We start from the raw sequence: 13,722 nt of genomic DNA, 5'->3' as shown, positions 1-13,722 counted from the left end.
ATTGTCTGAAATTTGGTATTCTTTTTGCACAGCATGGTTATTCTTGGGGGAATAATCATGAAAAAAACATACTTGATGGCACTGTTTCTGAGTGTCCTGACATCGACTGCATGGGCAGTTGACCCGCAAATCGCCAGTAATATTCAAGAAATTCGTATTTCGCTCGACAGTATTTGGGTAGTACTGGGCGGTATCTTGGTGTTCTTTATGCAAGCTGGATTTGCCATGATCGAAAGTGGTTCAGTTCGCAGTAAAAACACCGTGAACGTACTCATGAAAAACTACATGGATGCCTGCTTGGGTGGTCTGGTATTTTGGTTGGTGGGTTTTGGTCTGATGTTTGGGGTCAATACCACGGGCTGGTTTGGCTTAAGTCATTTTGCACCCGATCAACTGGATGATTGGCACTGGAACCTTCTATTTTTCCAAATGATGTTTGCTGCAACGGCAACCACTATTGCCAGTGGTGCCATGGCGGAGCGGATTCATTTTGTGGCTTATGTGGTGAGTGCGGCCGTTGTGTCCGGTCTGATTTATCCTGTCTTTGGTAGTTGGGCATGGGGCAGTTTATTTGGCGGAGACGGTTGGTTAAAAGCACTCGGGTTTATCGATTTTGCAGGTTCGACCGTGGTGCATTCGATGGGTGGCTGGGTGGCTTTAGCGGGCATCATCGTACTGGGTCCACGTTTGGGGCGATTTGGACGCAATGGGCAAAGCCATTATTTACCGGGGCATAACTTACCCTTAGTGGCATTAGGTGGTTTTATTTTATGGTTAGCATGGTTTGGTTTTAATGCAGGCTCGACCATTAATGCCAATGTCAGCGTAGGACGTATTGCTTTAAATACGCATCTTGCAGCGTGTGCGGCAGCGGTTGCATATATGTTGCTCTGCCTTATCCGTTCAAAAGCCATTTTGATCCGCAGCACGATCAATGCCTCACTGGGTGGCTTGGTTGCCATTACGGCAGGCTGTGCAACGATGTCTCCACTGTATGCAGTCATCACCGGTTTATGTGCAGGTGTCATGGTGACCTGCCTACCAATGTTCATGGAAAAAATGAAACTGGATGATGTGGTGGATGCGGTGACCGTGCATGGTTTCTGTGGCGCATGGGGAACATTGGCTGCAGGGATCTTCCTTGAAAATAATATGTTTAATGGCGATGTCATCGCGATACAAGGGCTTGGGGTGATTGCAGCCTTTTTATGGGGCTTTGGTGTTGCGTTCATTGTATTTAAGGTCTTGGACAAATTGTTGGGTGGCTTACGGGTGAGTAAGCAACATGAACAACGTGGTTTGGACTATACCGAACATGCTGAATTGTCTTATCCCGAGTTTCAAAAAGATGTGACTTTTGAAACGGATGATATGACCAAGCGTCATTAATAGGAGTAAAGCAATGAGCACAGAACTGTTGAATTTGGCACAACGCCGCGAAGCTTTAGAAAAAGGCTTACAACAATTTATTCATGGGACTTTACTCGAGAGTGCGCTACGGCACTGGGAGCAGCAGTACAGCATGAAACCGTCATTTGTATTGAATCGCTTCTTAAATGATATCTGTACCACAGAGGAGCTTCGCTTTTATCGTAAAGATATGCTGAAGCAAGTTTTGTATGAGTTATCTACCTTAGAAAAGCAGGAACTGTTACGGGTTGAAAAACCACAGGAACAGGTGCAAGAAGACGAGCTCATTGCAGAAACGATTAGCGAGGCCTTTTTAGGCTTTATCGAGTCAGTCATGCTGACGGTGAAATCTACAGATCAGGCTGATTTCACCCAAGATGTGATTGAGCAATTAGAAGAAATCGGGCTGGCAATTGCGGCAAATGCACAAATAAATACAGCGAGTTTTGTCGAGTTTTTGCCCTTGACCAGTTATGCCAAAGTTTTAACGAGCATTTATGAAGTGTATTGTGACTTTTATGGCCCGATGCGTGCAGACCAAGTTTATGCACAAACCAAGCTGAAAATTAAAGCCAATTATCCTGAGGTGGATTTACATCAACTGCTTTAGTGTAGGGGTAAAACACCATGAAGCTGATTGTCCGTGTATAAAGTCAAGGGATAAAAAAGCGACCTAATTAGGTCGCTTTTTTCTGGAAGCTTAAGCTACAGTTTCTGGAGCTGTACGCCATAAGCTTTCTAAATCATAGAATTTACGTGCTGTAGGTAACATCACATGTACCACTACAAAACCGAGATCAATCAGGATCCATTCTGCATCACGTTCGCCTTCAACACCGATAGGGCGGAATCCAGCTTTACGTGCTTCTTCTGCCACGTTGTCTGCAAGAGACTTAATGTGACGAGTTGAAGTACCGCTCGCAATAACAATCGCATCTGCTACGTTGCTGATAGTGCTGATATCAAGTTCAATAATATCTTTGGCTTTTACATCTTCAAGTGCTTCACGTACAACAGCTAAGCAAGCTTGTACGTCTTTGATTTGCGTTGATTTTGCGAGATCGAGAGAATTAGAAGCGCTGGGCGATGGTTCTAAATTCATAGAGGGTATGATTTCCTGACAATTTTACATGATCTAATATAGCGGTTTTGTTGCTGAATTTCAAATCAACACGTCATTGACCATTAGCTAAATGAGGGAAGTATTTGTCTTTCCACGCAAAAGAATGTGATGAGTTGCTTCGTGGTCGGTATTCAGCCGCGATGTAACCTGTATATTGGCTTTGATCTAACCATTTAAAAATCTCTGCAAATGGAATCTGTGCTGAGTCAGGTTCATGTCGCCCTGGACAGTCAGCAAACTGTATGTGACCGATATCCTGAATATTTTCTGCCAAAGTACTGAGAATATCTTCACCCATCATCGCCATGTGGTAGCAGTCATATTGCATCTTCAAAGTAGAGTGTTGTACAGCTTCAAGCATTTCCTGAGCTTGGGCAATATTTTGGACCAAAAAGCGCGGCATATCAGTGCCATTAATCATTTCAAATACCGGTTGAATATGATGTTCAGACAACATGTGGCACGCCAGTTTGAGGTTGCTTGACAAGGTATTTAAACATGGCAGCAAGTCAGCATCTTGTGGCTGTTTGCCAGCTAAAATATTGACACTCGGTACATTTAACGCAGTGGCATAGCGAATACATTGTTCTAAGGCCTGATGAAATTGATTTTCACGCCCCGGAACTCCCGCAAGACCATCACCGCCTTGCATCAAATCACCCGCAGGGACATTGATTAAACACAGGCTTAAATCATTGATGGTGAGTTGGGTTTGGATCTGCTCAATACTCAGCTCATACGGAAACTGAATTTCTACATGCTTAAAACCGTGTTCACGAGCCAAAGCAAAACGCTCTAACAACGGCACTTCGGTAAAAATCATGGATAAATTAACCGCGAGCTGAGTCATGTATATCGTCCTTGAAGCAATTTACTTCTAAAGTGAAAGTCGTTAGTTATGTTCGACATGTTGAATGATGGTGGCTAAATCTTTTTCTGCAAAACCATTGTCCTGATGGGCTTTGAGTTGCGATAAAGCAAGGCTGGCAACAGGGATACTTAATTTAAATTGGGCAGCCAGTTGGACTGCATTATTCAGGTCTTTAGATAAAGTTTGAACTTTCCATTGCACGGGCTCGAACTGATGCGTTGCCATACGTGGAGTTAAAATCTGAAAAGGCTTTGAATCTGCAAAACCGCCGGCAAGCGCTGGTGCTAATAACGTGGTGTCTACACCTGATTTCTCGGCCAGTGCGACAGCTTCTGCGATTAACGTGCTATTGGCAGCGACGATCAGCTGATTACAAATTTTGGTGGCTTGACCTGTACCTGAGTCGCCCATGCGGGTAACACGTTGAGATAAAACATTGTAGATCAGACTCAAATCTTGAATCGTTTGAGCATCACCACCGGCAAAGATGACCAAGGTGCCTTGCTCAGCGCCTGCTGTGCCCCCGGAAACAGGCGAGTCAATCCAAGTGACTTGTTTTATTTTTGCAGCATGAGCCAATTGATGGGTTTGATTCACAGAAAGACTCGAGAAGTCGACAATAATTTGTCCTGCCGCTAAATGGGTTTCGATGCTTGCATACACCGCGGCAACAGCAGCATCATCTGCGAGACAAGATAAAACCACAGGATAATGGGCAATATTCTCCAATTGAAGCGCCGTCGCGCCAATCGCAATCAACTCATCACACGCAGCGGCAGTTCTGTTCCATACCGCAACTTCAAATCCTGCCTGAATGAGGCGCGTGGCCATGCGGCTACCCATCAGCCCCATACCTAGAAATGCAATTTTTGTATTACGATCAAACGCCATGTGCTGTACTCAATCTATCCTGTGTGACTATTTTACTTATATTGGCGTGGTAAAAACTGAACCTCTGGGTTCTTGTCTTTTTTACGTGCCAATTGGCTGTTTTTGCCGAGCAGTAATTTAAATTGCCAGATTTTTTCTAAGCGTAAAGAACGTTTTGGACTATGTTCCATGGCATCTAGTACTTGTTTTGCCGCTGCCAAGGCATCTGGTGAACGTTGTGATAATTCTTCGGCTAACTGCTGCGCTTGAAGCAAAGGCTGTTCATTTAAATGCGTTACTAAGCCAATATCCTTGGCATATTTTGCATCAAAAATACGTGCTGTAAGGGTTAATTCTTTGGCTAAATCCAGTCCAATTACACCTTTCAGTGAGCGAGTTAAGCCCATATCAGGGACTAAGCCCCAACGACTTTCCATAATCGACATTTGCGTTTTCGGGTGGGCAATACGGATATCGGCAGCCAAGGCAAGTTGCATGCCTGCACCAAAACAAAAGCCTTCAAGTGCTGCAATTACAGGTACAGGAAGTTGTTGCCAAATTAGAAAGGCTTTTTGAAATAAACTTTGACCGGGCTTTAACAGTTCCCACGCGGCATAGGCACGATTTTTTGGATCATTTAGGTCAGCCAAATCAATGCCAGCACTAAATACATTGGCTTCACCCGTTAAAATGACACAGCGTAAGCTACGATCTTTTTTTAATTTTTCAGCGGTGCTGACCAACTCTTTGAGCAATGCAAAGCTCATTGCATTACGTTTTTCTGGACGGTTTAAGTAAACCGTTGCAATGCCATTATTTTTTTCTACACGTAATAAAGCCATGGTAATTACTCTTGTTGTTTCTGCGCCCGAGCATAGCATGCACCCTGACAGGATACATGACAGTGCAGTCACAACAGAAGCTGGACGGCACTGACTTTAGTCGGACTGCGCTTAATTATTTTGTTTAGCTAAGATTTGTTGAGCCGCGTGTTCAACTTGTGCCATGACATTTTTTAACTCATCAAAACGGTTTAGGGTTTCTTGAACAAAAGCATCATCTGCTTTACGGCGTTCCTTACGTAAGGTTGAAACAAACTGCTCAAAATGACCTGAAACCTCTTGGAGGGTTGGAGCACCGACATAGCGGGTTGCGCCATAAAGACGATGTAGCACATGCTCTAATTGTGGGAAATCTTCATCTTCGATGAGTTGTGCCATTTCATGGGTTTCTTGCTCAAAGCTATCGACGAGCATTTTCAGTAAATCAACCGCAAGGTCTTCTTTATTCGCGGCCAACTGCAAGCTTTGCTGCCAATCTAAAATACTCGGCTCTAGGGCTTCAATCACCGAACTACGCTCTAAAACCGGTACTTTCTTAAAGTTATCGGTAGTCCATTGAGTCAAGATTTGAATAATTTGATCCATTTGAATTGGCTTGGTGACATAGTCATCCATACCACTTTGCAGAAGCTTTTGTTTTTCATCCGAGAGCGCATGTGCCGTCAATGCAATAATTGGAAGGCGCTTATGATTTTCAAAGGTCGACTCAAGTGATCGAATGGCACGCGTGGTATCAACACCTGACATCACAGGCATTTGAATATCCATAAAGATGAGGTCAAAAGCGGCCAAACCTTGCTCTTGGCGAGCTTGAATGATTTCAATGGCTTCTTGTCCACTCAAAGCCTTGGTGGTTTTCACATTTAACTCAGAGAGCAGGGCTTCAAGCACAATCAGGTTCGGTAAATGATCGTCGACAGCCAAAATGTGCAGACCTTGACCATTAAATTCTTCATGTTGCTCTTGATCAAACCACGGCTCATTACTCAACAACTGAATCAACGCTGTACGGCTGAGTGGTTGATGCAATGGACGGGCACGGTACTCGTTCAACATGTTTGGATCGAGCATCATTTGGTAGCCATAAACCGCTAAGTTACCGCTATAACGATGACGAATTTCTTTCAGTAAAGCTTCAGAGTCGCCACTATGATCAACAATTAACCAAGTGTTTTCATTGGTTTGCAGCTGATTGAGACGGCTAAATAAATCTAGGATTGACTGCGTTTCAATATGTTCAACATCATAATTTTCTAAATAATGACGTAGGACATTGGCAGTTGCTGGATGTGCCAAGTAGGAAACGACTTGTAGATTGCTAAATTGTGGATGCACAATTTCAATTTCTTCATCGACCACAAAGCGCGCAGTAAACCAGAAGGTTGAACCTTTTTCTGTTGGCGCACGTTCTTGGTTATCTTCAAAACCAATTTGTCCATGCATCAGGCTGACCAATTGTTTGGAGATGGCAAGACCTAAACCTGTACCGCCAAATTGACGGGTCACAGATGCATCACCTTGCGAGAAGGATTCAAACAGTTTTTTGCGGTCGGTACCGCTTAAGCCAATTCCACTGTCTTGGACACTAAAGTGCAGCAGGCATTGACCGATGTCATCGTGCTCCATACGGACACGGACAATAATTTCACCATCTGGAGTGAACTTAATCGCATTTGAAATTAAGTTGGTCAAAATTTGCTTGAAGCGCAGGGCATCACCAACCACAAATTTCGGCACATTGTCCGCATAGTAGAAGGTCATATCAATATGCTTTTGCGCTGCCAATGGCGACAACATATCCATCACATCAAAGACGGCTTCTTCTAAGTCGAATTGCGCAGTTTCGAGTTCTAGTTTGCCGGCATCAATTTTGGAGAAATCAAGCACGTCATTAATTAAAGCCAATAAATGCGCAGAAGATTTACGAATCGTTTGTAGATATAAATTTTGCTCATTACTGAGGTTGCCTTGGCGCAGTAAAAGATGAATAAAGCCATCAATACTGTTGAGTGGCGTGCGCAGTTCATGGGAAATATTGGCCAAGAACACCGACTTCGACTGATTGGCATGGATCGCTTGGTCACGTGCTTGACGGTAGGTGATGTTTTGCACCTCGAGAGTATCAAGCGTGCGTCTTAAATCATCTTCAGTTTGTTCGGTATGTTCACGCAGTTCTAAAAAGCTGAAGTGTAAACGTTTAACCACATTGGCAATATCACGCTGTAATAAACGGAGTTCGCCAGTACTGTTAATGATCATGTGCTGATCTAGAGTATCGGCATTTAAACGTTGTAACTGCATGCGAATTTCGTACATTGGTGCGATCCAACGACGTGAATAGAAATTCAAACACAGCAAAAGTAATAAGAGCGTCAATAAGCCTGTTGCAATTAACACGATTAACACGCGATAGCGGGCAATTTGCAGCGGTTGATTATCCAGTTCAATGCTTAACCATGCTGGTGTCTGGGTTGAATCTGAAATTTTCAGGGCATAAATATGATTACCCTGATGTGCAATCGGTCCAATAAAAGACGCTTTACTGTCAAAAGCAGGCCAAATATCTTGATCTTGAAAGCCAATACTCAGGCGGTTGTTGCCTTTGAGATCTAAAATCGCAGCACGAATCAAATGCTTTTCATTCAACATGCTTTGCATGGCATTACGAGCTTGATCAAACTGCCACGGATAATGGTTGAGCAACTCTATGGCAGATTCTGATGTCGGTTGATAGCGCGTCAGGATCGCGACAGCCATTTGTTTTTGTTGTGCTTTGGCTGCATTGGAGGTTTCTGTTATTACCAACATCGCACCGACACAGGCCAAAATGGTGATCGGCACGAAAATAAGTGCAATCAACTGACCATAGGCATGATTTAAGTGTAGGCGTTTAAAAAGCTTTTTGTTGATATTTGACATGGTTTAAGCAGTTTATTCCTTATGCCCCGAATATTAGCATGGATTATTTAAAACTGATTGCGCTTTAATCACTTTCGCGAAAAAGCGAGGCAAATGGGTGCAGGCAAAGGCATTTTTTCATACAATAGGCGCACCTCGATATAGGTGTGAATAATGAGTAATACAACCCCTGATTTTCAAGCAGACGATTTTTTATTAGACCATTACGTCGGCAACACGCCGTTAGTGCGTTTACAGCGTCTGGCAAGTCATACTCAAGCAACAGTATTAGCCAAGTTAGAAGGCAATAACCCAGCGGGTTCGGTCAAAGATCGCCCTGCATATAACATGATTATGCAAGCGGAAAAGCGTGGTCAGATTAAACCGGGTGATACGTTGATTGAAGCGACGAGCGGAAATACAGGGATTGCTTTAGCCATGGTTGCAGCAATGCGTGGCTATAAAATGACTTTGATCATGCCTGCAAGTTCTAGCCAAGAGCGTAAAGATGCCATGCGTGCCTACGGTGCCGAACTGATCGAATCAGAAAACATGGAAGAAGCACGTGATCTTGCCCTTCAAATGGAAAAAGACGGCAAAGGTTTAGTCCTAAACCAGTTTGGTAACCCAGACAATGTGGAAGCACATTACCTCACTACGGGGCCTGAAATTTGGAAACAAACAGGCGGTAAAATTACACATTTCGTCAGCTCTATGGGTACCACGGGGACCATTATGGGGATTTCGAAATATTTAAAAGAACAAAATCCGGATATTCAAATTGTCGGTTTACAACCGTCTGAAGGCTCAAACATTGCTGGTATTCGCCGTTGGCCACAAGAATATCTTCCTACGATTTTTGACCCTTCACGTGTTGATCGTATTATGGATATTCCGCAAATTGAAGCGGAAAAAACGGCTCGTCGTTTAGCGCGTACAGAAGGTATCAGTGCAGGTACATCTTCGGGTGGTGCGGTATGGGCTTCAGTTAAATTGGCTGAAGAAAATCCGGATGCCGTGATTGTTTGCATCGTATGTGACCGTGGTGACCGCTACTTATCTACTGGTCTATTCTCTGTTGTTGATCCTGAATAATTACAGTGGCCAATGGGCACTGGTGAGTACTTATGCGTTTACCTGTTTTAATTTTTGATATCGAAACACTGACAGATTTGAAGTCAGGTGCGCATTTGTATGGACTGGATCTGCCTGAGGTAGATCTAGATGCTGCGCTGACTAAACTGCGTCGCCAAGAGGCGGGCACGGATTTTCAGCGTTTGGCCTTGCATGAAATTGTCTGTATCTCTGGACTATGGATTGATGAAAAGGGCATGAAGTTGTTTTCATTTAGCCGTGAAGACAATAGCGAAGCTGAAATTTTAAAAAAATTCGTTTCTATTTTTGAAAAGCGTCATCCGACCTTGGTTAGTTGGAACGGTTCGCAGTTTGATTTGCCTGTAATTTTGTTCCGTGCCATGTATCACGGACTATCTGCACCAAGTTTGTTCGATCAGGGCGAGATTGATACGCAAAAGCGCTATAATAACTACCAGAATCGTTATCATCATCGTCATGTAGATTTGATGGATGTCATGGCCATGTTCCATGGTCGTCATTTTCAAAAACTTGACGATGCAGCACATTTACTTGGTTTCCCTGGTAAACGTGGTGATGGTGGCTACCATGTGCCTGAATATGTACGTGAACAACAGTGGACGGAACTGACTAGCTACTGTGAAGGCGATGTGCTCAATACATGGTTGATTTATTTACGCTGGCTGTTGTTGAAAGGACAGTTATTGTTGAATGATCATCAGCACCTGATTCAAAGTACGATTCAATATTTACAAACTCAGCCGCAACACGCTGACTTTTTATCGGTATGGCAGCAAACCTCGCAACGTACCGAATTCACTCAATCTGATTTCCCATCTTCCACACATTAGGTACGCATGAAACACAAAGCCAAACCCCAAAAAGCCCAACAACCCATTTATACATTTCAGGTTGAATCGCTTTCACATGAGGGGCGAGGCATAGCGCACTTTGGGACGCATCCAGATCATCCTGCAGAAAAACACGGTAAGAAAGTCTTTATCCGTTATGCCTTGCCGGGTGAAACCGTGCGTGCGCGTATTACCAATGTGGTTAAGCGCCTTGAAGAAGCAGACAGTCTGGAGTTGCTGAGTGAAGAGTCTATACTACGAGTAAAACCGGCCTGCCCACATTATGGGGTCTGTGGCGGTTGTAGCATGCAACATATCCATCCCGACGAGCAAATTCGTTTAAAACAAGATGTTTTACAATCACATTTGCAACATTTTGCCGGCATTCAGCCTGATCAATGGTTAGCTCCGTTACGTTCATTGCGTGAAGATTACCGTCGCAAAGCACGTATCGGTGTGCGTTACCTACCTGCAAAAGATAAGCTCGTGGTTGGCTTTCGTGAGAGCCAGTCAAATAAACTGACTTCGATTGACCGTTGTATGGTGTTGGATCGTGAGTTTGGCTCAATCACCACACTCAAACAATTGTTACAAAGTTTGCAAGGTAAAGCAGATATTGGGCATATGGAACTGGCCATGGGAGATCAAGAAATTGCTCTCCTGATTCGTCATACGGCGGAACTTTGCGCGGAAGATGTCAACCAATTAGTAAAATTTGCGTTACATAAAGAGTGGCAACTGTACTTACAACCTGAAGGGCCAGACAGCTTACATCGTGTGGATCATCCCGATGCACCGATGCGTCTGCACTATGGTCTAAGTGACTTTGGTGTGGAATTTGGCTTTAATCCTCAAGACTTCACGCAAGTGAATTCCACGATTAATCCGCAAATGGTGAAACTGGCATGTGAATTGCTTCAGTTACAACAGGGTGAGCGAGTTCTAGATCTGTTTTGTGGCTTAGGAAACTTTTCTTTACCACTTGCTCAATGTGTGGGTTCAACGGGTCAAGTCGTTGCAGTTGAAGGGAGTGAAGAAATGGTTCAGCGTGGTGCAGAAAATGCACAAAACAATGGCCTTTCGCAACTGAAATTTTATTCACAAGATTTAACAAAAGATTTTTCGCATCATTCTTGGGCAAAACAAGGATTTGATGCATTATTGATAGACCCACCACGTTCTGGTGCAGAAGAAATAATGCGTTATGTGCCCAAATTTGGTGCAAAAAGAATCGTTTATGTGTCATGTAATCCTGCAACACTAGCACGCGATGCTGGAATGCTGGTACAACAAGGCTACCGTTTGAAAAAAGCGGGTGTCATGGACATGTTTACCCATACAGGGCATGTCGAATCGATTGCTTTGTTCGAAAAAGAAAATCAGATAAACGATTAAAAGTTATGAAGCGTAGAAAACTAGGAGTAGGGTATGGTCACAGTACGTGAACAATTACCTGGACGTCTCAATGAGTTGTCACAGGAAACGACTGTAGAACATGCCGAGCAAGCACAGCATGATTTGGCTGAATGGCTAGAGCGTGTGAGTGGCATGTTTGACGGGGCTCCTCTAAAGCAACTCGAAGAAGTTGCACATCTGACCTTACAGAATGAACTTGAAACAACGGTCAACCATCGCTCGAATACCTTCTATACCGGTATTGAAATGGCGGATATTCTTGCTCATCTGTATGCGGATGAAGATACGTTATCAGCAGCCATGCTGTATCGAAGTGTTCGTGAAGGCGTAACCAGTTTAGAAGAAGTCCAAAGCAAATTTGGCGATCAAGTGCATGCTTTGGTGAAAGGCACGCTTGCCATGGGTAAGTTGTCTGACCTGATTGAGCAAAATAAACGTCTAGAAGATCATTTTAATAATAACCAACGTGAACATTTGACCGGCATTTATAAAATGCTGATCTCTGTGACTGAAGATGTTCGTGTTGTATTAATCAAACTTTCTGAACGTACCTATGCATTACGTGAGTTAGCGCACTCAACCAAAGAACGTCAAGAGCGTGTCGCACGAGAAATTTTAACCATTTACTCGCCGCTCGCGCACCGTTTAGGGATTGCACAGCTCAAGTGGGAGCTAGAAGATCTTGCTTTCCGTTATCTTGCACCTGAACGCTATAAAGAAATCGCATCCTTACTGAATGAAAAACGTTTAGAGCGTGAACAATATATTCAGTTCGTGACAGAAAAGTTGCGTAAAGAACTATTAGATCATGGCATTGAGGCCGAGATTAATGGTCGGGTGAAACACATTTATTCGATTTATCGAAAAATGAAGAGTAAGAACCTGAGCTTTGATCAGCTTTATGACATTCGAGCGGTTCGTGTTTTGGTGGATAATGTACCTGAGTGTTATCACACACTGGGGATCGTTCATCAGATTTGGCGTCATATTCCGCATCAGTTCGATGATTATATTACCAACCCGAAAGCCAATGGTTATCGCTCACTGCATACGGCCGTGATTGCAGAGAACAAATCTTTAGAAGTGCAAATTCGTACGCACAATATGCATGAAGAAGCTGAACTCGGGGTGTGTTCGCACTTTAACTATAAAGAAGGCTCTAAAACCACAGATTATTCATTTAATCATCGCTTACATTCTTTGCGTGCCGTGCTTGAACATTATCAAGAACGAAATGATGCTAGCGCCCATAAAGAAGATGAAGATTCTGAAAACTTCGAACAAATCCAAGAGTTTGAAGATTTTGAGAAAATCTATGTGTTTAGTCGTGATGGTGATATCAAAGAATTACCACGCGGTTCGACTGTGCTCGACTTTGCCTATCATGTGCATACTGAAGTAGGCAACAAGTGCTATGCAGCACGGGTGAACCAACGTTATGTGCCTTTAACCTATACCCTCAAAACTGGGGAACAGGTCGAGATTTTAACCAAGAAAGATCGTGAACCGAATCGAGATTGGTTGGTGAACTCGTTGGGTTATATCAAGACGGCTCGTGCACGTGATAAGTTGCGTCATTGGTTCCGTCAGCAAGACCGTAGTAAAAACTTGGAAGTGGGACGTGAGATTCTGAATAAAGAATTGTCACGTTTGGCGATTCACCCGAAAAGTATCGATTTGAATGATTACTGCAATCATTTTAATGTGAAATTGGGTGAAGATATCTTGATTGGCTTGGTGAGTGGCGATATTAGCTTACATGCCTTAATCAATCAGGTTAACCGTCATATGCACCTCGATCAGGATGAGCCTGAACTGGTGTTAAAACCGACCTTGAACCCACGTGCAAGTCATACGCTTTCGGCGCATGGTATTTTGATTGATGGTCTGGACAATGTAGAACTACACATTGCTCAATGTTGTCAGCCTGTGCATGGTGAATCGATTGCTGGTTATATCACCCTGAATCGTGGAGTGAGTATCCATAAGGTCGCATGTCCGGATTATATCCGTATGATTGGACAAGAGCCTGAACGTGCGGTTGAAGCAGATTGGGAAATGCAGCCAACCCGTGGTCAAAGTGTACAAATCGTGGTGGAAGCTTATGACCGTCGTGGTTTACTCAAAGATTTGACTCAAGTGATTTTCTCAGACCAAATCAACATTCGTCAGGTGAATACGATTTCGGAAAGTGATGGTATTGCCAATATGAAGCTGTTGATTGAAGTGAAGGGCTTGGCGCAGTTATCAAAATTGTTGGCACGTCTAGAGCAACAACCAGGCATTATCAGCGCACGTCGCTTGGTACAAGGTAGCTAAAAATAAAGCTGTATAAAAAACCCGCTG

At 43.6% G+C, this 13,722-nt stretch carries 11 protein-coding genes; 6 read left to right on the top strand and 5 right to left on the bottom strand.

What is annotated here, in order from left to right; all coding sequences use genetic code 11:
* Positions 1-57 precede the first annotated feature (57 nt).
* Together B1202_RS14320 and B1202_RS14315 are read left to right on the top strand one after the other, a co-directional pair.
* Complete coding sequence (locus B1202_RS14320) at positions 58-1,389, top strand: ammonium transporter (RefSeq protein ID WP_078191285.1); 1,332 nt, start codon at positions 58-60, stop codon at positions 1,387-1,389.
* Positions 1,390-1,402: 13 nt separating this feature from the next.
* On the top strand, positions 1,403-2,020 hold the full coding sequence (locus B1202_RS14315; protein ID WP_078191284.1) for a hypothetical protein: 618 nt from the start codon (positions 1,403-1,405) through the stop codon (positions 2,018-2,020).
* 90 nt (positions 2,021-2,110) lie between these two features.
* On the opposite strand, the gene rsfS is transcribed toward B1202_RS14315, so the two are convergent.
* From rsfS to B1202_RS14290, 5 genes are all read right to left on the bottom strand, one after another.
* On the bottom strand, positions 2,111-2,512 hold the full coding sequence (gene rsfS / locus B1202_RS14310; RefSeq protein WP_078191283.1) for a ribosome silencing factor: 402 nt from the start codon (positions 2,510-2,512) through the stop codon (positions 2,111-2,113).
* Between the two features lie 73 nt (positions 2,513-2,585).
* A complete protein-coding gene (locus B1202_RS14305) occupies positions 2,586-3,383 on the bottom strand; it encodes a hydroxypyruvate isomerase family protein (protein ID WP_078191282.1) in 798 nt (265 codons plus the stop codon).
* A 42-nt stretch (positions 3,384-3,425) separates the two neighbouring features.
* Entirely contained in the window at positions 3,426-4,295 is an 870-nt protein-coding gene (locus B1202_RS14300) for an NAD(P)-dependent oxidoreductase (protein ID WP_078191281.1), read from the bottom strand.
* A gap of 32 nt (positions 4,296-4,327) precedes the next feature.
* On the bottom strand, positions 4,328-5,116 hold the full coding sequence (locus B1202_RS14295; RefSeq protein ID WP_078191280.1) for a crotonase/enoyl-CoA hydratase family protein: 789 nt from the start codon (positions 5,114-5,116) through the stop codon (positions 4,328-4,330).
* A gap of 111 nt (positions 5,117-5,227) precedes the next feature.
* Complete coding sequence (locus tag B1202_RS14290) at positions 5,228-8,035, bottom strand: ATP-binding protein (RefSeq protein ID WP_078191279.1); 2,808 nt, start codon at positions 8,033-8,035, stop codon at positions 5,228-5,230.
* Between the two features lie 153 nt (positions 8,036-8,188).
* Between B1202_RS14290 and cysM the strand changes: the two genes are divergently transcribed.
* Genes cysM through B1202_RS14270 form a run of 4 tightly spaced genes read left to right on the top strand, consistent with a single transcriptional unit; the run spans position 8,189 to position 13,695 of the window.
* On the top strand, positions 8,189-9,109 hold the full coding sequence (cysM, locus tag B1202_RS14285; protein ID WP_078191278.1) for a cysteine synthase CysM: 921 nt from the start codon (positions 8,189-8,191) through the stop codon (positions 9,107-9,109).
* 32 nt (positions 9,110-9,141) lie between these two features.
* Complete coding sequence (locus tag B1202_RS14280) at positions 9,142-9,960, top strand: 3'-5' exonuclease (RefSeq protein ID WP_078191277.1); 819 nt, start codon at positions 9,142-9,144, stop codon at positions 9,958-9,960.
* A 6-nt stretch (positions 9,961-9,966) separates the two neighbouring features.
* Positions 9,967-11,355, top strand: a complete 1,389-nt coding sequence (gene rlmD / locus B1202_RS14275) for a 23S rRNA (uracil(1939)-C(5))-methyltransferase RlmD (protein WP_078191276.1) — start codon at positions 9,967-9,969, stop codon at positions 11,353-11,355.
* Between the two features lie 33 nt (positions 11,356-11,388).
* Positions 11,389-13,695 carry a RelA/SpoT family protein gene (locus B1202_RS14270; RefSeq protein ID WP_078191275.1) on the top strand — a complete coding sequence of 769 codons (2,307 nt, stop codon included), beginning with the start codon at positions 11,389-11,391 and terminating at the stop codon, positions 13,693-13,695.
* Positions 13,696-13,722: the final 27 nt, after the last annotated feature.

Source organism: Acinetobacter amyesii, from assembly GCF_002018365.1.
Taxonomy (GTDB): Bacteria; Pseudomonadota; Gammaproteobacteria; order Pseudomonadales; family Moraxellaceae; genus Acinetobacter; species Acinetobacter amyesii.
This window is presented reverse-complemented; position numbering and strand designations above follow the sequence as displayed.